This is a genomic window from Streptomyces sp. SID5785 (assembly GCF_009870065.1).
Classification (GTDB): domain Bacteria; phylum Actinomycetota; class Actinomycetes; order Streptomycetales; family Streptomycetaceae; genus Streptomyces.
This window is the reverse complement of the sequence record NZ_WWIA01001010.1, coordinates 1-17,834: the sequence shown is the minus strand read 5'-3', so window position 1 is coordinate 17,834 and position 17,834 is coordinate 1. Positions and strand designations below refer to the sequence as shown.

Annotated in this window: 14 protein-coding genes; 4 read left to right on the top strand and 10 right to left on the bottom strand. The window is 74.3% G+C overall.

What is annotated here, in order from left to right; all coding sequences use genetic code 11:
• Positions 1–182 (bottom strand): hypothetical protein (locus GTW43_RS38345; protein ID WP_237536930.1); only part of this gene is annotated, 182 nt, incomplete at its 3' end.
• Positions 183–226: 44 nt separating this feature from the next.
• Between GTW43_RS38345 and GTW43_RS32625 the strand changes: the two genes are divergently transcribed.
• Positions 227–1,384, top strand: coding sequence for a sensor histidine kinase (locus tag GTW43_RS32625; protein ID WP_161305579.1), 1,158 nt, complete (start codon positions 227–229; stop codon positions 1,382–1,384).
• Positions 1,372–2,031 carry a response regulator transcription factor gene (locus GTW43_RS32620; RefSeq protein WP_161305577.1) on the top strand — a complete coding sequence of 220 codons (660 nt, stop codon included), beginning with the start codon at positions 1,372–1,374 and terminating at the stop codon, positions 2,029–2,031. The genes GTW43_RS32625 and GTW43_RS32620 overlap by 13 nt, the downstream gene beginning before the upstream one ends.
• Positions 2,032–2,081: 50 nt before the next feature.
• Here GTW43_RS32620 and GTW43_RS32615 read toward each other — a convergent pair whose 3' ends face one another.
• The 3 genes from GTW43_RS32615 to GTW43_RS32605 form a co-directional block, all read right to left on the bottom strand.
• Complete coding sequence (locus GTW43_RS32615; RefSeq protein ID WP_161305576.1) at positions 2,082–2,498, bottom strand: cytidine deaminase; 417 nt, start codon at positions 2,496–2,498, stop codon at positions 2,082–2,084.
• 204 nt (positions 2,499–2,702) lie between these two features.
• A complete protein-coding gene (locus tag GTW43_RS38565; RefSeq protein ID WP_161305575.1) occupies positions 2,703–4,340 on the bottom strand; it encodes a glycosyltransferase family 2 protein in 1,638 nt (545 codons plus the stop codon).
• Between the two features lie 127 nt (positions 4,341–4,467).
• A complete protein-coding gene (locus GTW43_RS32605; protein WP_161305574.1) occupies positions 4,468–4,977 on the bottom strand; it encodes a MarR family transcriptional regulator in 510 nt (169 codons plus the stop codon).
• Between the two features lie 143 nt (positions 4,978–5,120).
• Between GTW43_RS32605 and GTW43_RS32600 the strand changes: the two genes are divergently transcribed.
• Entirely contained in the window at positions 5,121–5,534 is a 414-nt protein-coding gene (locus GTW43_RS32600; protein WP_161305573.1) for an organic hydroperoxide resistance protein, read from the top strand.
• 3 nt (positions 5,535–5,537) lie between these two features.
• On the opposite strand, the gene GTW43_RS32595 is transcribed toward GTW43_RS32600, so the two are convergent.
• A complete protein-coding gene (locus GTW43_RS32595; RefSeq protein WP_161305572.1) occupies positions 5,538–7,097 on the bottom strand; it encodes a hypothetical protein in 1,560 nt (519 codons plus the stop codon).
• On the bottom strand, positions 7,094–10,558 hold the full coding sequence (locus tag GTW43_RS32590) for a CDP-glycerol glycerophosphotransferase family protein (protein ID WP_161305571.1): 3,465 nt from the start codon (positions 10,556–10,558) through the stop codon (positions 7,094–7,096). Before GTW43_RS32590 ends, GTW43_RS32595 begins: the two co-directional genes overlap by 4 nt.
• A gap of 111 nt (positions 10,559–10,669) precedes the next feature.
• Here GTW43_RS32590 and GTW43_RS32585 point away from each other — a divergent pair, with 111 nt between their 5' ends.
• Positions 10,670–12,757, top strand: coding sequence for a CDP-glycerol glycerophosphotransferase family protein (locus GTW43_RS32585; protein WP_161305570.1), 2,088 nt, complete (start codon positions 10,670–10,672; stop codon positions 12,755–12,757).
• A gap of 51 nt (positions 12,758–12,808) precedes the next feature.
• On the opposite strand, the gene GTW43_RS32580 is transcribed toward GTW43_RS32585, so the two are convergent.
• The 4 genes from GTW43_RS32580 to GTW43_RS32565 form a co-directional block, all read right to left on the bottom strand.
• Positions 12,809–13,693 carry a carbohydrate ABC transporter permease gene (locus GTW43_RS32580; RefSeq protein WP_161305569.1) on the bottom strand — a complete coding sequence of 295 codons (885 nt, stop codon included), beginning with the start codon at positions 13,691–13,693 and terminating at the stop codon, positions 12,809–12,811.
• The gene (locus tag GTW43_RS32575) at positions 13,690–15,042 is read right to left on the bottom strand and encodes a sugar ABC transporter permease (protein ID WP_161305568.1); all 1,353 of its coding nucleotides are present in this window, start codon (positions 15,040–15,042) and stop codon (positions 13,690–13,692) included. Before GTW43_RS32575 ends, GTW43_RS32580 begins: the two co-directional genes overlap by 4 nt.
• 9 nt (positions 15,043–15,051) lie before the next feature.
• Positions 15,052–16,428: an ABC transporter substrate-binding protein gene (locus GTW43_RS32570; RefSeq protein ID WP_161305567.1), complete on the bottom strand. Its 1,377-nt coding sequence runs from the start codon at positions 16,426–16,428 to the stop codon at positions 15,052–15,054.
• Positions 16,429–16,645: 217 nt separating this feature from the next.
• Positions 16,646–17,834 (bottom strand): FtsK/SpoIIIE domain-containing protein (locus tag GTW43_RS32565; protein WP_272922585.1); only part of this gene is annotated, 1,189 nt, incomplete at its 5' end.

Sequence of the window (17,834 nt, the reverse complement as noted above, 5' to 3'; positions counted from 1 at the left end):
TTCAGGCTGCTGGCGACGTTCACGCCGACGGCCAGGGCCAGGACCATCCAGAGCAGCTGCTTCATGACGGATTCCCCTCGGGTCGGGCCCCTGGTGGGGCGGGTGACTCCACCCTGCCCGGCGGTGCCCCGCGCCCGCCATGGGGCGTGCTCCCCGAGCCGTGGTGGAGCCTGCTCCACCATGCGCCCGGGCCCGTCGGGCGCCTACGCTGACCCGCATGCCGGGGATCCAGGAGGCCGTGCGAGGGGCCGGGCGGGCGCTGCTGCACCTCGTGGTCGGCGCCGCCGTCGCCGTCGTCTCGTACCTGTTCGTCGCGCTCGTGCTGTTCACCGCGATCCTCACGCTGCTCGTCGTCGGGGCCGGCGTGCTGCCCGAGACCGTCCTGCTGCTGCGCCGGGTCGCGTCGTTCGAGCGGCGGCGGGTCGGGGAGTGGACCGGGCGGCGGATCCCCGAGGCGTACGTGCGGCTGGAGGGGCCCCTGCGCGAGCGGGTGCGGCAGGCGCTCGGTGACCCGGGGACCTGGCGCGACCTGCGGTGGCTCGTCGCGCACTTCGCATACGGGCTGCTGCTCCTGTACGCCGGGCTGCTCGTGTTCTGCGTGGGGGCCGTCGTCGACGGGCTGTGGTGCGGGGTGCTGCGGCGGCCGGCCCTCGTGCTGCCCGTCGTGTCCCGGCTCGCGGACGTGGACGCGGCCTGGTCGCGGGCCCTGCTCGGTCCGGCGCCGGGTGCGCGGGAACTCGCCGCGCGGGTCACCGAGCTGACCGAGTCGCGCGCCGGGGCCGTCGCCGCGCACGGCGCCGAACTGCGGCGCATCGAGCGGGATCTGCACGACGGCGCGCAGGCCCGGCTCGTCGCGCTGTCCATGCGGATCGGGCTGGCCCGGCGCGCGTACGACAAGGACCCGGACGCCGCGCGCCGACTGCTCGACGACGCCCAGGACCAGGCGGAGGAGGCGCTCGCCGAACTGCGGCACGTCGTGCGCGGCATCCATCCGCCGATCCTGACCGACCGCGGACTCGTGGGCGCGGTCCGCGCGTTGGCGGCGGGCAGCGGGCTCGACGTCGCGGTCCGCGACGACGGCGTCGAGGCGGGTGGGCGGGCGCCGGCCGCGGTCGAGGCGGCCGCCTACTTCGTCGTCGCGGAGGCCGTGACCAACGCGGCCAAGCACAGCGGCGGCCCGCGCGCCGAGGTCCGACTGGCCCGGACGGAAAGGGGGTTGACCGTACGGGTCGCGGACGAGGGGCGCGGCGGCGCGGACGAGTCCGGCGGCAGCGGACTGCTCGGCATGCGGCGCCGCGTGGCCGCGCTGGACGGGAACGTGCGACTCTCGAGTCCCGTCGGAGGACCGACCGTCATCGAGGTGGAGCTGCCGTGCGTGTGGTGATCGCGGAGGACAACGCGCTGTTGCGGGAGGGGCTCGTGCTGCTGCTCGGCTCCGCCGGCCACGAGGTCGTCGGCGTCGCCGGGACCGGCCCCGAGGTGCTGCCCGCGCTCCTCACGCACCGTCCTGACATCGCGGTCGTCGACGTCCGGATGCCGCCCGGCTTCCGCGACGAGGGCCTGCGGGCCGCCCTGGAGGCCCGCCGCGCCCTGCCCGGCCTGCCCGTCCTGGTGCTCTCCCAGTACGTGGAGGAGTCCTACGCGGCCGAGCTCATCGGCGGCGGGGCGAGCGGCGTCGGCTACCTCCTCAAGGACCGGGTGGGCCGCGTCGACGCGTTCCTCGACGCCCTGGAGCGCGTCGCGTCCGGCGGCACGGCCCTCGACCCCGAGGTCGTCACCGAACTCCTGGCCCGCCGCCGCGACGACCCGCTCGACACCCTCACCCCGCGCGAACGCGAGGTCCTGGCCCTGATGGCCGAGGGCCGCGACAACACGACCATCGCGACCCGCCTGGTCGTCACGGAACGCGCCGTGAGCAAACACATCGGCAACGTCTTCGCGAAACTGGGCCTGCCCCCGAGCGACACGGGCCACCGCCGCGTCCTGGCCGTCCTCGCGTACCTGAACCGGGGCGGGGGGAAGGAGAGTTGAGCTTCCGGCTCGCGGCGTACGGGCCGATCCGGCACTGAATGAACCGTCCGTCAGGCCTGTTCGTCGCTCTGGTGGTCGGCCCAGACGTAGCTCGCCGGGAGCAGGTCCGTCACGGGGAGCGTGCGGCGGGCGGCGCCGTTGCCGACGATGACGTCGATCGACGGGAAGCAGTCGAGCAGCACCTGCCGGCAGCGGCCGCACGGCGGTACGACCCCGCGCTCGCGGTCCCCCACCGCCACCATCGTGACCAGGTCGTACGCGCCCTGCGCCGCCGCGGCCCCGATGACGACCAGCTCGGCGCAGGGCCCGCCGGTGAAGTGGTAGGCGTTCAGCGCGGTGACGATCCGCCCGTCCCGGTCCCGGGCCGCGGCCGCCATGGTGTGCAGCTCGCCCCGGGCCCGGGTCCGGGCGATCTCGGCGGCGGCGTCGACGAGTTCGTGGTCGACGGGGGTGGCGGGACGGGTCATGGGGCGGTGCCTTCCGGGAGGGGGAGCGGGATCCTGGGGGAAGCCCAGATCAGTCGGGCGGGCCGCTGACATGATCACCAGTATGGATACAGGGGCGGGCCCGCCCGGCGGCCTCTCGGCGGGTGGCCGGGGTTTTGGGGTTCGCGGAGCTGGGGGCCCAGTTGAGTGTGCGGGTCGCGGCTCGGTGATCCGGGGGCGTTCCCGTCAGCGGCGCAGTAGGCGGGAGGCCCGGCGGCGGGTCACTGCGAGGAGGCCGCGCAGGCCCGGGGCCGTGCGCAGGGCCAGGCTGCCGGAGTGGGTGGCGTAGGGCTGGACCAGGAGGAGGCCGTGGCGGCGGCTGGGGAGGGCGGTGCGGCGCAGGAGGCCGGGGCCGGTGGCGGCGTGGGGCGTGGTGTCGCGGTGGGTGGCGTCGGTGAAGTGCAGGCGCAGCCGGATGTCCCAGGTGCCGGTGCGGGTGAGGGCCGGCAGGTCGAGCCGGGCCTCGGCGGTCCAGGGGGCGCCGGGCCCGCCCGCGGTCAGGGGGACCGTGTGCCGCTGGGCGGGGACGCCGCGGTGCCGGTCGAGCAGGGTGACGTCGACCGTGCGGGGGCCGGCCTCGGCCAGACGCCCGTAGAGGTCGTGCAGGCGCAGCCGCAGTCGGGTGCCGCGCACGCCGGGGCGCAGCTCGCCCTCGACGGTGACGGGCAGCAGGTGGGCGGGGCGTTCGAGCAGGTGGTCGAGGGGGACTCCGGGCAGGTCGGCGGCCCAGAGCGGGGTGCCGTCGGGGTCCGCGGGGTAGGGCGGGAGCAGCCGGGCCGGGCGGGCCGCGATCTCGCGCAGCCGGGGCAGGTCGCGGGGCGTGGGCGAGGCGAGGACGACGCGGCCGACGACGCGGCCGGGGGAGGGGGCGGCGTCGAGGTCGGCGGCGTCGAAGGTCTCCAGGTGGGCGCGGGTGGCCTGCCACCAGGCGGTGCGGTACGCGGCGTCGCGCAGCCCCAGTTCACGGGCGTACATGCGCAGCGAGTGGTCGACGAAGTGGGTGCGGGCGGCGCGGGCGAGCTGCTTCTCGCCGGCGTCGAGGAGGAGGCCGACGGCGGTCCGGTGGGCGTCGAGGCGGGCCTGCCAGTTGCCGATGCCGGAGCGGTCGAGGGACAGGGAGAGTCGTTCGGCGGTGCGGCGCACCTGCCACACGTAGACGGTGTCGGGGATCAGCGCGGTGCGCGGCCGGGCGGCGAGGACGCGCGCGGTGAAGACGAAGTCCTCGTACAGGCAGCGTCCTTCGGGGAAGCGGACGCCGTGGTCGCGCAGGAAGCCGGTGCGGTAGAGCTTGTTGACGCAGAGGGTGTCGCGGACGAGCGCGGGCCGGTGCGCGGGTTCGGGGATCAGCGCGGGCCGTGCGTAGAGCCGGGCGAGCCAGGGGGTCTCCTGGCCGGAGGGGAGCTCGCGGCGTACGCACAGGCCGGAGACGAGGTCGGTGCCGTGCAGCCGGGCGGCGGTGAGGAGGGCGTCGGTGGCGCCGGGCGGCAGCACGTCGTCGCTGTCGAGGAACATCACGTAGGGCGTCGTGGTGCGGTCGAGCCCGTCGTTGCGCGGGGTGCCGCAGCCGCCGCTGTTGGCGGTGCGGTGCACGACGGTGAGCCGGGGCTCGTCGGCGGCCAGGGCGTCGAGGAGCGGCCCGGTGCCGTCGGTGGACGCGTCGTCGACGGCGACGACCTCGGCGACGGAGGCGCCCTGGGCGAGCGCGGAGCGGACCGCGGTGGCCACGTGCGCGGCGTCGTCGTGGGCGATCACGACGACGGTGACGCGGGGCGGCGCCGGCGGGGGTGCGGTGGCCGGGGCCCCGCCGGTCGTTTTCGGATCCACACCGGAAACTTTAGGGCGCTTATGGAAGAAAACAGGCGAACTCGGACATGACGGTCATGTGAACCCCGGGTGGGGCGTCGGGTGAACGCGCCACGGGTGAACGCGTCGCGGGTCGGGGCGCCACGGCTCAGAGCGTCGCGGAGTCCAGCGCGTCCGTGAGGCGCAGCAGCCGTCGGCGCAGGTCCTCGATCTCGGCCAGCTCGAACCCGGTCGCCCGGGCGATCCGCAGCGGCACCTCCTCGGCCCGCTCGCGCAGCTCCTCGCCCGCCCCGGTGAGCGCGACGAGCACGGAGCGCTCGTCGCGGGTGCTGCGCTCGCGGCGCACGAGGCCGCTCGCCTCGAGTCGCTTGAGCAGCGGCGAGAGGGTGCCGGAGTCGAGCCGGAGCCGCTCGCCGAGCCGCTTGACGGGTGCCTCGCCGTCCTCCCAGAGCACCAGCATGACCAGGTACTGGGGGTAGGTGAGGTCCAGGTCCTTGAGGAGCGTGCGGTAGACGCCGCCGAAGGCGCGGGAGGCCGCGTTCAGCGCGAAGCAGATCTGGAGGTCGAGCCGCAGCGGGTTCTCGGTGTCCTCGGTGTCCTCGGCGTCCTCGGCGTCCTCGGTGTCTTCGGTGTCCTGGCTGTCCTGGGCGTCCGTCATGGATCCAGGGTAGACGATCGCGCGATTGAGTTGCACACAACTTAGTTGCGCAAGATTGAATTGAGTGCTCTACTGGGTGCTGTCAGAACGGCGCCGTGCCGACCCGGCACGCACCGCTTCCCCGCACCGAGAGGCAGGACCTCATGGACGCCCTCTACACCGCCGTCGCCACCGCCACCCACGGCCGGGACGGCCGCGCCGTCTCCTCCGACGGCGTGATCGACCTCGAGCTCGGCATCCCGGAGTCGATGGGCGGCAACGGCCGGGGGTCGAACCCGGAGCAGCTGTTCGCCGCCGGGTACGCCGCCTGCTTCGGCAGCGCGCTCGGGGTCGTCGGCCGCGCCGCCAAGGTCGACGTGTCGGACGCCGCCGTCACCGCCGAGGTCTCCATCGGCAAGCAGGGCGAGGGCTTCGGCCTCGCGGTCGTGCTGCGCGTCGAGCTGCCCGACACGGTCGACGCCGAGACCGGCCGCAAGCTGGTCGAGCAGGCCCACCAGGTCTGCCCGTACTCGAACGCGACGCGGGGGAACATCGACGTCGACCTCGTCGTCGAGTAGCCCTCACCGCGTCCTCGGAGAGCCCCCGTTCACCCGCGCGAGCACCTCGCCGGTCCGGGGGCTCCACGCGACGACCACGGCCTCCGCGGGCAGCCGCTGCTCCTTGCCGAGCAGCAGCCAGTGCACGCCGTAGCGGCGCGCGAGGGCCGTCCGCTCCGGGCGGGTGGACCGCGGGGACAGGTACTCGCGCACGGCCGCGAGCCGGCGCTGCCGCTCCGCCTCGTCCAGCGCGGGGTCCGGCCACGCGGGGGCGACGAGGTTCGGCCCGTACGCGGGCAGCGACCTGGTGGCCTGGTAGCTGTCGGTCAGGACCACGTCGCCGGGCGGCACGTGCTGCGCCGCCCAGGTGTACGCGGGCCAGTCGGGCGGTTGCGCGAAGTAGCGCGGCACGACGGCGCCGGCCTGCACCGACAGGAACCCGAGCAGCGCCCCGGCCGCCGCGGCCAGCCCGAGCGTGCGGCGCGTGCGGTGCCAGGGGCGCGGCGCCGCGAGCGCGATCGCCAGCGAGAACTGGAGGGGCACCAGGGACAGGCCCAGGATCCGGCCGTACGTGTAGTGGCCGCTCAGCCAGCCGTACGCGACGACCAGCGCGTCCAGGGCGAACATCAGGACCAGCGGATCGCGCGGCGCCCGGCGGAACCGGGCCCACAGGACGGGCAGGCCGAGGAACGCGAGCCAGAACTTGGCGGGCATCTCGGTGTAGAGCTGCCGGTGGATGCCGTCGAGGCTGGTGTTCCCGACGAGGGCCGTGACGCTGTAGTAGGGCCAGGTCAGGGTGGCGGCCGCGCAGGCGAGGGCCGCCGTCGTCCAGCCGGTGAGCGGGCCCGCCGCGTTCCGTGGCGCGGCCGCCGACGGGGACGGGCCGGTGCCCGCGAGCACGCAGACCGTCCCGATCAGGGTCGCCACCGCGGTGATCGGGTGGGTCAGCAGGATCGCGGCGACGAGCACCCCGAACGCCGGGTACTCCCACCACCGCCCCGCTCTGCGGCGCAGCCCGAGCGCCCAGCCCCACGCCCAGAACGTCAGGCCGATCGCGCACGTGGACGGGTAGCCGAGGTTGCCCGTCATCGAGAGCAGGCCGAGATAGCCGCTCCACCAGGCCGTGCGGGTGCCCCACAGGACCGTCATGAACAACAGGGCGAGGACCGGAGCCCACTGACGGGGCGTCAGGGCCCGGACGAACCGGTCGAGCCCGGTCAGCAGGACGAGGAGGTTCGCAGGCCCCGCGAGCTTGACGACCTCCCAGCCGGTCAGCCCGGTGAGCCGCGCGAGGACGCCCTGGGAGAGAGCGTAGGGGGAGTAGTACGGGCTGCCCGCGCCCGGCAGGTCGGCCATGGGGTGGCGGGGGTGCAGCAGACTGGCCCGCAGGCGTTCCACGACCGCCGCGTGCTGCCCGAAGTCGCAGCACATCGGCACCCGCCAGTACGCGAGCGTCATGACGAGCCAGAACAGACCGCCGAAGACGAAGAACGGGGTCGGCCGCCAGGCGCGGCCGCCGCGCAGGGCCGTGGCCCCGCGCAGCGCCCGGCGGGTGAGGGCCGCGGCGGTGACCGGCGCCGTCATCGCAGCAGCCGATCCGCGACCCGGGCCGCCGCGCCGCCGTCGTCCAGGTCGCAGTAGGCGCTGCGGAACGCGGCGTACGCCTTCGCGTGCCGGGCCGCGACCCGGTCCAGGTCGCGCAGCGCGGCGATCACCCCGGTCGTGGTCGGCAGCAGCGGCCCGGGCGCGTGCTTCTCCAGGTCGACGTAGAAGCCGCGCACCGTGTCCCGGTAGTGCTCCAGGTCGTACGTGTGGAACAGGATCGGGCGGCCGGTGTGCGCGAAGTCGAAGGCCAGGGACGAGTAGTCGGTGACCAGGACGTCGGCGACGAGCAGCAGTTCGGCGGCGCTCGGCAGGTCCGTGACGTCGCGCACGAAGGGCGCGCGGGCGCCGGGCAGGCGGCCCCGCGCGCGCGGGTGCCTGCGCACGAGCAGGACGTGGTCGGCGGCGAGCGCCCGTTCGGCGGCGGCGAAGTCGAAGGCCGGATCGTGCCGGAAGTGCCCGGGGCCCTGCGCGAGGTGGTCGCGGTAGGTCGGCGCGTACAGCACGATCCGCCTGCCCGCGTCGATGCCGAGCTCTCGGCGCAGCCGCTCGACCCGCTTCTCACGGTCGTCGGGCGTGGTGAACAGCACGTCGTTGCGCGGGGATCCGGCGGGCAGGACCTCCCCGTCGTAGCCGAGGGCGCGGGTCAGGTGCGGCTCGGACCAGCGCGACGGCGTGACCAGGACGTTCCACTGGCGGGCCAGCCCCGGCAGCATGGCCAGCCGGTCGTGGTCCGCGTAGAGGCTGTCGGTGAGGTCGCTGCCGATGCGCTTGAGCGGGGCGCCGTCCCAGGTCTGCACGACGGTCTGGCCTTCGCGCCGCTCGAAGAAGTCGGGCAGGTGGTGGGCGGTGACGATGCGGCGGCAGCGGGCGAGGGCGGCGTACCAGTCGGCGGAGAACTCCTCGACACCGCGGGCGGCCGCCGGGACCCGGGTGCGTCCGTCGCGCGTCACCCACACGTGCTCGACCTCGGTGCCGCGCCGGACGAGCTCGGCGTGCACGGCGCGCGGCGAGTCCCCGTCGACGTACAGGACCGCGTCGCGCAGCGGGAGGCGGCGCTGGGCCGGGTAGTGCTCGGTGCGCAGCAGCCGGGCGCGGTAGGCGCCGCGGTCGGCTGTGGGCAGCGCGGGTCCCGCCTCGACGAGCAGCCGGTCGCCGAAGCGCCGGTCGACGGTGAACTCCCGCCCGGGGCGCGGCCGGTGTCCGGGCAGGGTCGCGCCGACCGAGGCGAGCACCCGGACCGGGACGCCGTCCCCGCGCCGGTCGTCGGCCTCGCGCAGGAAGGCGTACCAGCGCCCCGCGCCGAGCCGCTCCGGTGCGAGGACGGCGCGGAAGCGGTCGCCGCTGCGGGCCACCGCTGTGGTGATCTCCTCGGTGGTGGCGCTGTGCCGCAGGACCAGCTCGGGGGACCGCCAGGAGCGTTCGCCCGCGCTGCCGGCGACGGTGAGCGTGCCGTCCTCGGCCCACTCGGCGGTGTCGGCGACGGGCTGCCGGGTCAGCTCGATCACCAGCTGGCCGCGGTCGTTGGCGCTCGCGCACACCTCGCGGCCGGACGCGGGGTAGCGGCCCGGCGGCAGGTCGAGGGCTGCGGCGACCGAGCGGGCCGAGCCGTCGGGCAGCACGAGGTTGACCTGCCAGCGGTCGCCGTGCGGCGGCTCGACCTCCTTGGGTGCCCGGTGCGGCGGCTCGGGCACGGCGGCCAGGTCGGCGAGCGGCACCCGGACGAGGAAGCGGCCGCCCGCGCAGGTCACCGGGAGGAGGAACTCGGTGCCCGAGTGCGGGTGGGTCAGGCGCAGGGAGCGGGGTTCGGCGCCGTCGTGCAGCCGGCCGGCGAGGACGAGGTCGCCGCCGTCCGTGTGGTGGTCGTCGGCCAGGGCGGCGTACGCGACGATCTTCAGGACGAGCCGGCCGCCGGTGTGCGCGACGACGAGCCGGGTGCCGTCGCCGAGTTCGCGCACGAGGTGCTGGTGGGCCGAGCCCTCGACGGCGCGCAGTGCGGCCCGTCGCACCAGGCCGTGCCCGGCGAGCAGCACGCCGAGCTGCCAGGTGCCGGGGCGGTACCGGCCCCGGGTCCGCAGCCTGCGCGGGTCGATCGTCATGGTGAACCCGGCGTGGTCGTAACTGTGCAGTTCCTGGCGGGAGTTGACCGTCGCGGCCGGGTCGGCGACGGTGCGGGTCGGCACCCGGCGCACCTGGTGGCGGCTGCCCTCGGCGCGCAGCAGGCCGGTCTTCACGGAGTGCGCGGGGCGCTCGGCCGCCAGGTTCTTCACGTACGCGTAGCCGCTGATCCGCAGCGTGCCGTCGGCGTCCCAGGCCGTCTCGCGTACCCGGGCGACGACCGGCATCTCGTCCTTGCCGACGCGGGTGAGGGCCTCGGGCAGCCGGGGCAGGCCCGGGTAGGTGGCGGTGCGGCGCAGGGTGCCGCGGATCTCGCAGGCGGTGCCGTTGCGCTGCTGGAAGGCGAGCAGCCGGATCAGGTCGTCGAGGCGCCGCTCGCGCACGAGGTGCCACTTCACGCGCAGGTCGAGGGGGAGCCGCTCGGCGATGTCCGGGTCGGCGCGGCGCAGGAACGCGGCCGTGTCGTCGAGGAACGCCTGCCGGTAGGCGGGCCCGCCCATCGGCAGCCCGTCGAGGAAGTACACGAAGTCGTCGCGCAGGCAGGACGCGTCGTAGGTGCGCTTGATCTCGGGCCGGTCCGGGAAGCGGTCGGCGAGGAAGCGGCTGACGTGGTCGCAGGCCGCGACCCGGTCCCGTACGCCCTTCACGTCGGTGCGGCGGCGGGTGATCGACCCCTCGCGGACCCGCCAGTAGTAGACGTGCGCGGCGAGCACGTCGACCTGCTCGGCCAGGAAGTGGGCGGGGATCATGACCGGTGTGTCCTCGTAGAGCCGGCCCTCGGGGAAGGCGAGGCCGTGGCGGTCCCAGAAGGAGCGCCGGAAGACCTTGTTCCAGGCGACGCGGTCGGACAGCAGCTCGGGGTCGCGCGTGATGTGGGTGCGCTCGCGGGGCCGGGTGAGCCACGTGTACTGCCAGGCCTGGGTCCGGCCGCGCTCGGTCAGCCGCCACACGTTGCCGGTCGCGAAGTCGGAGCCGGTCCGCTCCAGGCTGGTGATCATCCGCTCGTACGCGTCGTGCGGCACGACGTCGTCGCTGTCCACGAACGTCAGATAGGGGACGTGCGGGTCGGCGTACCGGACACCGGTGTTGCGGGCGGCGCTCAGCCCGGCGTTGTCCTGCCGGACGTAGCGGAAGCGGGGGTCGCCGGCCGCGAAGGTGCGGGCGAGCGCGGAGCTGCCGTCGGTGGAGCCGTCGTCGACGAGGACGACCTCCAGGTCGCGGACGGTCTGCGCGGCGATCGACGTGAGGCAGTCGGCCAGCTGGTCCTCGACGTTGTGGACCGGGACGACGACGCTGAGGCGGGGGAGTCGAGACGTGTGGGGCATTTGACCGATGTGCCCGGTCTCGCCCGATCTTTTGCCTGAACTGGTCCGTGCGGGTGAGGGGATGTCACCCGTTCCGCCATCCCCGGCGAGCAGGCCCTAACGTCTGGTGCTATGTCCCGATTCTCCGTTATTGTTCCCGCCTTCCGTGCCCAGGGCTACCTCCGCGAGAGCCTGGACTCCGTCCTCGCCCAGAGCTTCACCGACTGGGAGGCCCTCGTCGTCGACGACGGCTCGCCCGACACCGGCGGCGCGATCGCCGCCGAGTACGCCGGCCGGGACCCGCGCGTGCGGGCCCTCGCGCTCCCCGAGCACACCGGCGCGGGCGCCGCGCGCAACGCCGGGATCCGCGCCGCCACCGGTGACTACCTGCTCTTCCTCGATGCGGACGACCTCCTGCTGCCCGGCGCCCTCGGCGCGATCGACGCCGCCCTCACGGAGGAGAAGGACCCCGACGTCCTGCTCTACGACCACGACAGCACCGACTGGTGGGACACCGTCCGCGCGAGCGACGACGACCTCACCTGCGGCGACCCCCTCGCCGTCACCCCCGCCGCCTGGAACCGCGCCGTCCGCCGCGACTTCTGGACCGCGCGCGCCCTCGCCTTCACCCCGCAGGGCCCCTACGAGGACGTCGTCCCCGCGCACCGGGCCGTCCTGGAGGCAGAGCGCGTCGCGACCCTGCCCCGGGCCTGCGTCCGCTGGCGCCGCCGTCGCACGGGCGGCCTCGCCCAGACGCCGGGCGAGCAGCACCGCGCGGTCGTGGAGCGCTACGGCGAACTCCTCGCCGGACCCGCGGGCGCCCGCCTCTTCCCGTACGCGATCACCCGGGTCCTCGCCGTGCTCGACGACGAGACCCGCACCACGCCCGGCGACCGGCCCGGACTCTTCCGGCTCGCCGCCGAACTGCACCGCGCCCACCGCCCCGCGGGACACACCCCCGGCGGACCCCGCGAGCAGGCGCTCGCCGACGGCTCCTGGAGCGCCTACCGCAGGACGGCCCGCGGCGACGAACGCCGCGAGGCGCTGCGCGGCCGCCTCGCCCGGCAGAAGAAGAAGCTCCGGGCCGGACTCATGCGCGCCGCCTACCGCACCGACCTGCACACCTCCCGGCTCGACCCCACGCTCGCCGTCTACGGCGCCTACTGGAACCGGGGCGTCAGCTGCAACCCCGCCGCCGTGCATGCCCGCGCCCGCGAACTCGCCCCGCACATCGACGGCGTGTTCGTCGTCTCCGGCAAGCACGCCGGCCAGGTCCCCGACGGCGTCCCGCACGTCATCGAGGGCTCCCGCCGCTACTGGCAGGTGATGGCCACCGCGAAGTACCTCGTCAACAACTCCTCGTTCCCCGGCGGCTTCACCAAGCGCCCCGGCCAGGTCTACCTCCAGACCCACCACGGCACGCCGCTCAAGAAGATGGGCCTCGACCAGCGCCGCTACCCGGCGGGCACCCACGGCATCAGCTTCGCCAAGGTCCTCGCCCACACCGACCAGTGGGACTACAGCCTCTCCGCGAACCCGCACTCCACCGAGGTGTGGGAGCGCGTCTACCCCTCCGCGGCCTACGCCCCGCTGGAGGCCGGATACCCGCGCAACGACGTCTACTTCCGCACCTCCGACGAGGAGATCCGACGCATCCGCACCGGGCTCGGCCTCGCCGACGGACAGCGCGCGCTCCTCTACGCGCCGACCCACCGCGACTACCAGAAGGGCTTCCGGCCCCGCCTCGACCTCGCCCGCCTCGCCGACTCCCTCGGTGACGACACCGTCGTCCTGGTCCGCGCCCACTACTTCTACGCGGCCGAGGCGGCCCTCGCCGACGCCCACCCCCGGCTGCGCGACGTCACCGCGCACCCCCGCGTGGAGGACCTCTGCCTCGCCGCCGACGCCCTCGTCACCGACTACTCGTCCCTCATGTTCGACTACGCCTGCCTCGACCGGCCCATCGTCACCTACGCCCCCGACTGGCAGGCCTACCGGCTGGCCCGCGGCACCTACTTCGACCTGCTCTCCGGCCGCCCCGGCGACACCCCGGGAGCCGTCGCCACCACCCAGGACGAGCTCACCGAGCTGCTGCGCGGCGGCGGCTGGGACACGGCCGCGACGACCGCCCTGCGCAGCGCCTTCCGGGACCGCTTCTGCCCCTACGACGACGGACACGCCGCCGAGCGCGTCGTACGGAAGCTGTTCCTCGGGGAGTGACGGGGCGCGACGGGCCCGGGCGCCGCACGGCGAACGCCCGGGCCCGCACCGCTACTTGACGGCGCCCGCCATGACCCCGGACACGAACTGCCGCTGGAACGCGAAGAACACCGCCAGCGGGATCACCATCGACAGGAACGCGCCCGGCGCGAGGATCTCGATGTTCGAGCCGAACTGCCGCACCTGCTGCTGCAACGCCACCGTCAGCGGCTGCGACTGCGAGTCGGAGAAGATCAGCGCCACCAGCATGTCGTTCCACACCCACAGGAACTGGAAGATGCCGAGCGAGGCGATCGCCGGTGTGGCCAGCGGCATCACCACCCGCACGAACAGCCGCGCCTCGCCCGCCCCGTCCAGCCGGGCCGCCTCGATCAGCTCCTTGGGAATCTCCGCGAAGAAGTTCCGCAGCAGGAAGATCGCGAACGGCAGACCGAACCCGACGTGGAACAGCACCACGCCGATCACGTCCCCGAAGATGCCCAGGTCGCGGAAGAGCCGCGACAGCGGGATCAGCGCGATCTGCACCGGCACCACGAGCAGCGCCACCACCGTCATGAACCAGGTGTCGCGCCCCTTGAAGTCCATGCAGGCGAACGCGTACCCGGCCATCGACCCGATCACGATGACCAGGAGCGTGGACGGCACCGTGATCCAGACCGTGTTGAACAGCGCGCTGGTGATGTCGTCGTTCTGCAGCAGCTGTTCGTAGCTCTTCGTCGTCAGCTGGGCCGGGGCCGTGAACACCTTCCACCAGCCCGACGTCGCGATGTCGGTGGGCTCCCGGAACGAGGAGACCAGCAGGCCGAACGTCGGGACCAGCCAGAACAGGCCCACGACCAGCAGGAAGATCCGCACGGCGCCACCCGTGACGGCGCTCGCCAGCCGTCGGGCCGCGCCGGGGGTGCCGGACGCACCGGAGGAACCGAGGGCGCTCACCGCTGCCGCTCCTTCCGCAGTCTGCGCAGATTGACGATCATCACCGGCACCACGAGGAGCAGGAGCAGCACACCGATCGCGCTGCCGACGCCGTAGTTGCCGCCACCGCCGAACGAGGCCAGGTACAACTGCAGCGCGAGGACGTTGGCGTCGTCCTGGCTGGCCTGCGGCGCGATGATGTAGACGAGGTCGAAGACCTTCATCACGTTGATCATCAGCGTGACCATGACGACGACGAGGACCGGTGCGAGCAGCGGCACCGTGATCCGCCGGAACACCTGCCACTCGTTGGCACCGTCGACCCGCGCCGCCTCCAGCAGATTGCGGTCCACGCTCGCGAGGCCCGCCGCGATCAGCACCATCGCGAAGCCCGCCCACATCCAGATGTACGAGGCGATGATCGCCGGGGTGACGAGGGCCGGGCCCAGCCAGTCGACGCCGTTGTACGGCTCCGTGAAGTTGGAGCCCGGCAGCCGCAGGGCGGCGCCCTGCGCGGACGCGGGCAGGGTGAACCTGCCGTCGTCGCCGGACGTCGCCGACGCCACCACCTTCCCGCCCCTGACCGCCTCCACCGTCACGCCGGTCAGCGCCTTCTCGCCCGCGTCGACCCGCCCCTTCGTCCCGCCGCCGCCCAGCTTGAAGTCGAGCCACACGGTGCCGGTGACCCGGCCCGGCTCGGCGCTCGCGGCCCGCGCGGGGCCCGGGTCGCCCGGCACCTTGTCCGGCGGGATCCCCACCAGCGGCAGCAGGGCGGGGGAGCCGGCCGCCACGGTGGCGTCCGAGGTGAAGGATCCGCCCCCGGACTTCTTCAGGTCACCACCCGCCGCGGGATGCGCCCCCGGATACTGCGAGGCGTTCGCGAACGTGTCGTGCACCGACGTCACCACCGCGTTCGCCACGCCCTGGTCCGGGTCCTGCTCGTAGACCAGGCGGAAGATGATGCCCGCCGCCAGCATCGAGATCGCCATCGGCATGAAGACGATCAGCTTGAACGCCGTGCCGAAGCGCACCCGTTCGGTCAGCACGGCGAAGACCAGGCCGAGCGCGGTGACCAGGGCGGGGGCGACCGCCACCCAGATCGCCGTGTTCCGCACGGCCTTCAGGGTGCGGTCGTCACGGAAGATGTCGCCGTAGTTGTCCAGTCCCACGAAGGTGTCGCCGCCCGTGTCGTACAGGCTGCGCCACACCGAGTACCCGATCGGGTAGACCACGAGCGCGCCGAGCAGCACCAGGGCGGGCAGCAGGAACAGCCCCACCACCCACCAGCGTGTGCGCGTCACGCTCTTCCTTGCGCGCGGGCCCTGCGTGCGGGCAGGGGACACCGGCGCGACGCCCGAGGCGGCCGACATCGCGGTCCGTCAGCCGTTCCCGTAGGCCTTGGCCGCGTCCGCCTCGAGCTTCTTCTGGGCGCCGGCCACGTCCTTCGGATTGCGCAGGAAGTCCTGGAGGTCCTTCCACTCGCCGACGCCCTGGGTGCCGCCGAACGCCGCCGGGGCCTGGTCGGACATGTCGAAGCGGAAGTCGTCGCCCGCCGCGAGCAGCGCCTTCGCGATGCCGCGGGTCACGTCGTCCTTGTACGCCTTCGGGTCCAGCTCCTTGTTGGGCGAGATGACTCCGCCCTGCGCCGCCCAGATCCCGGCCGCGTCGGTCGAGGCGAGGAAGGTCAGGAGCGCCTGGGCGCCCTTGCCGTCCTTGAGCGCGACCGCGACGTCGCCGCCGCTGACCACGGGGGAGTCGGAGCCGACCGCGGGGAACGGGAACACCTTCGCGTCGGTGCCGACCTTCGCCTTCGTGTCCGCGTTGATGTTCGCCGCGGCGAAGTCGCCCTCGTAGACCATGCCCGCCGGGGTGTCGCCGGAGAACGTCTGCACCACCGACTTCGGGAAGTCCGTCTGCAGCGCCTTGCCCGCGCCGCCCGCGATCAGCTCGTCGTTCCCCCACAGCTCGGCGAGGGTCTCCAGCGCCTTCTTCACCGAGGGGTCGGTCCACTTGATCTTGTGCTGGGCGAGCTGGTCGTACTTCTCCGGGCCCGCCTGCGACAGGTAGACGTTCTCGAACCAGTCCGTCAGCACCCAGCCGTCGCCGCCGCCCACGGACACCGGCGGCGTGCCCGCGTCCGACAGGGTCTGCGCGGTCTTCACGAAGTCCGGCCACGTCTTCGGCGGCGCGCTGATCCCGGCGTCCTCGAAGGCCTGCGCGTTGTACCAGACCAGCGACTTGTTGGCGGCCTTCACATAGGCGCCGTACTGCTTGCCCTTCCAGGCGCCGAGGTCCTTCCAGCCCTGGCTGAAGTTCTTGTCGAGCTGGGCCTGGGCCTCCGCGCCGAGCGGCTTGAGCCAGCCCTTGTCCGCGAACTGCTGGAGCACGCCGACCTGGGGCAGGAACGCGACGTCCGGCGGCTTGCCGCCCTCGATCTTGGTACCGAGGAACGTGGAGGTGTTGTTGCCCGTCGGCACGAAGTTCACCGTGGCGCCGGTCCGCTTCTCGAACTCGTCGAGGACCTTGGTGAAGTTCTTCTGCTCCGGCCCCGTCCAGACCGCGGCGACCTCCAGGGTCTGCCCGTCGAGCTTGGGCAGCGTCACCGTCGGCTTGCCGGCGCCGCCGGTGCTTCCGCCGTCGCCCTCGTCCTTCGTGTCGCCGTCGCCCCCGCAGGAGGTGAGGCCGAGGGCGAGCGAGCCCGCGACGAGTGCCACGGCGGCCGTGCGAAGTGCTCTGGTACGTGAAGTGCTGCGCATCACTGCCCCGTTCCGGTTCTGATCTGGCTCTGAATCAGTGAACTCCGAACGCTGAAAGCTGCTGTGACTACTCTCCCACTCGCGCCGTTCTACGCCCACGGCTTGCACAATCCCCCGGGAGCCTGGATTCCGGGTCGAAGAAGGCCGGGGCGCGACCGGCACCGCCCCGGCCGCGCGGGACGCGGGCAGCAGGCCGCGGGGGCGTCCCGGACACGGCCTACAGCAGCGACGGCACCTCGTGCGCGGACACCGACCGCGCCGCCCGCTCCAACGCACTGGCCAGCAGGGCCAGATCGGTCGGCCCGTTCCCCAACTCCCGTACCGGGCGCCGGTCCGGGGGATCGCCCATGCGCGCCCAGTCCAGCGCCACGACGGTCGGCCGCTGCGTCGCGGTCCGCGGGATCCGCCCCGTCACCCGGCCCGACTGCACCTCGGTCACGCGGCCGTCCGCCCCGCGCAGCAGCCCGCGGCCCGGCGCCGGATCCTCCGCACCGCCCCCGGGCACATCGAGCACGACGACCGGCGAGGCCGTCCACTGCGGGCCGCCGCCCGAGGCGTACGCCGCGACGAGATGCACGCCGAGCCGCTCCCCGTCGCGCGCCACCGCCTCCAGGGCCCGCACGACGGACCCCGCCGCGGGCCGGCCCGGCGACCCGAGCGGCGGCGCGAGCAGCCCGTCCAGATCGTCGACCACCACGACAAGGCGGGGCAGCGGCGAGGCGGCCCCCGGCTTCTTCTCGCGCCCCGCGCCCGGCCGCAGCCGCAGGGTCGAGCTCGGCGGCGCCTCCAGGTCCCCGGCACCGGCCGCGGGCGGGCCGCCCGGCGCCGGCCGCTGCGCGACCATGTGCCCCGAGACCGCCCGCTGGGTGTGCCACTCGGCGAAGTGGGTGCGCCCGGTCAGCTCGGCCCGCCGCTTCAGCTCGGTCGACAGCGACTGGGCGAACTCCCGCATGCGGACCGGGTCGTTGACCGCGAGGTGCGTCGTGACGTGCGGCAGGTCCGTGCAGACGCGCAGGCCCTCGGCGCGCTCCGCGGCCCCGCCCGGACCGTCGCTGCGGCCGTCGACCAGGACGATCCCGAGCCGGTCGGGCCGCTCGGCGGCGGCGAGCGAGGCGACCACCGAACGCAACAGCTCCGTCCGGCCGCTGCCCGCCGGACCCTCGACCAGCAGATGCGGTCCGTCCGCCGCCAGGTCGAGGCCGACGGGACCGCGCGGCCCGGCGCCGAGCACCGCCCACACCCGCCCGCCGAGCGAGTCGGGATCGTCCGCCGCGGCCGCCCAGCGCGCCAGCAGCGACGCCGGGGTGGCCCGGGCGAGCCCCAGCTCGTCGAGGAGCCGGGCGGCGCGCGGCAGCGGCGCCGACACCCGCGGGTGCCCGGGGCCCGGCCCCGTCGCGCCGTCCGTG